This is a genomic window from Rothia endophytica (assembly GCF_039543885.1).
In the GTDB taxonomy this organism is placed as follows: Bacteria; Actinomycetota; Actinomycetes; order Actinomycetales; family Micrococcaceae; genus Rothia; species Rothia endophytica.
On record NZ_BAABKP010000014.1, the window covers coordinates 1 to 1,717 of the forward strand.

The following is a 1,717-nucleotide window of genomic DNA, read 5'->3' on the forward strand; positions in this document are numbered from 1 at the left end:
GGCTCCACCAGAGCCTGGGCTACCGCACGCCGGCTGAAGTCGAAGCCGAGTTTTGGGAACACCACCCCAGTCGAGAAATAATGGAAATTAAGGCACAAGCCTAGGAACAAAAACCGGGGCACTTCAATTACGCGAAACTCACCAACAACTAGCTCAATGCTTGTTCGAATAGGCCGCACTCATGTCGCGGGTGCGGTCTATTGTCGAGAACATGAGCTTCCTTACCGAGTACAACGCTGCCCGCGAGTTGTCCGTGATTGATGCGTCTGCGGCCAGACTTCGCTTACCTTTTAGTACTACTGGTGCAATTCGGTTTTGGTGGGGGGATTAACGCCGCCGGCTTCGGTTTTTCCGTTGAGGAGGTCGTTGACTACTTCCCGATGGTGAAATTGGTCGATGGTGCGGTGAAGAGGAACCAGTCACCTGGAAGAGATCGATCCAGTCGCTGGTGTGCAATCTGGGAGGTAGGGTCGCAGGGTCGATTCCTCGCGAGTGCAACCATGATTGTGTTTCTGAACGTGATGAAAACAACCCTGCCCTTCGGAGAATTTCCCTTATCCCGCGTCCCCGGGCAGTGAAAACGGTGTGCACCATCGCCTGAAAGGCTTTGCGCTGCTCTATCGGAATCTTCGGGTCACCCACCCGGCGGATCACTAAGATCCCCCCGTCAACGTTTGGCTGTGGCCGGAAAGCAGACCTTGGTACCCGGGAACCCAGGTGAAATGTGAACCATGGGGACCACTGAGCCGTCATCATCGTGCTTGCGCCTACCCCAGCCCGGCGGCGAGCGACTTCCCACTGCATGAGGAGTACAGCGTCAGTCCATGCCGGCGCATGCAGCAACTTTCGAAGAATGGCAGTGGTGAGATGAAAGGGAATATTTCCCACAATGACGCAGGGAGTGGCGGGTAAACGGAAGTTAAGGAAATCATCATGGACCACTTCGACCGCCGCCGAGGAGGTTTCTTGTGTGAGTTTGGCAGCTAGTTTTGCGTCCACTTCAACTGCCGTTATTGCCCTCCCCAAGTAGGCCATCGGGTGAGTGAGGGCACCGCTTCCTGGTCCGATCTCAATGATGGGGCCGGAGGTTTGTTTTACAAGGTCGATGATGGAGTTGATGATCTTGTGGTCGGTGAGAAAATTTTGGCCATGTTCGTGACGGCCGTGTCCGTATGCAGACATCAGGTGTGCTCCTTGGAGTTGATGATCTTGTGGTCGGTGAGAAAATTTTGGCCATGTTCGTGACGGCCGTGTCCGTATGCAGACATCAGGTGTGCTCCTTGGAGTTGAAAAGGAGCCGGGCATGACAAATGACCGCCCGGCTAAAGGACCGGAGCGGTTTTTAACCTACGGGGTAGGAAACCGCCTTAGCGGTTAGAGCGCAACCGCAAGAAAGCGGTACCTGAAATCAACATGGGCCTAATTATATCAATTTAATTTCGCGGGTGATACGCGGTGAAAAAGAAGACAACTGCGCCGCAACAGTGCAAGACATCTGCACCTGGACTGGAATTGTATTTGTCCTACCTTCGGCTCGTCGCGCCGCCACCGCTGGCGGATTTCGTCTCTGAGCAACGAGGGGGAGTTACCCTGAGGCTTATTCAAAAGTAGACACGCACCCCACACCCACCAACTAGACAACGGCCCCACCCGCGGCAAAAATATGAGCGTTAAATCTCTATAAATAACCTCAAGCCATACCGGACAAGACCGTTGC

Annotated in this window: 2 protein-coding genes; both read right to left on the reverse strand. The window is 54.2% G+C overall.

Annotated elements, in window-relative coordinates; translation table 11 throughout:
* Positions 1 to 327: 327 nt before the first annotated feature.
* Positions 328 to 1,182, reverse strand: a complete 855-nt coding sequence (locus tag ABD982_RS11185; RefSeq protein WP_011152925.1) for a 23S rRNA (adenine(2058)-N(6))-methyltransferase Erm(X) — start codon at positions 1,180 to 1,182, stop codon at positions 328 to 330.
* 185 nt (positions 1,183 to 1,367) lie between these two features.
* On the reverse strand, positions 1,368 to 1,415 hold the full coding sequence (locus ABD982_RS11370; protein WP_011152926.1) for an erythromycin resistance leader peptide: 48 nt from the start codon (positions 1,413 to 1,415) through the stop codon (positions 1,368 to 1,370).
* Between the last annotated feature and the right edge of the window lie 302 nt (positions 1,416 to 1,717).

Coding starts and splice junctions, on each gene's coding strand:
- ABD982_RS11185 (WP_011152925.1), bottom strand. CDS start 1,182: ATGTCTGCATACGGACACGGCCGTCACGAACATGGCCAAAATTTTCTC.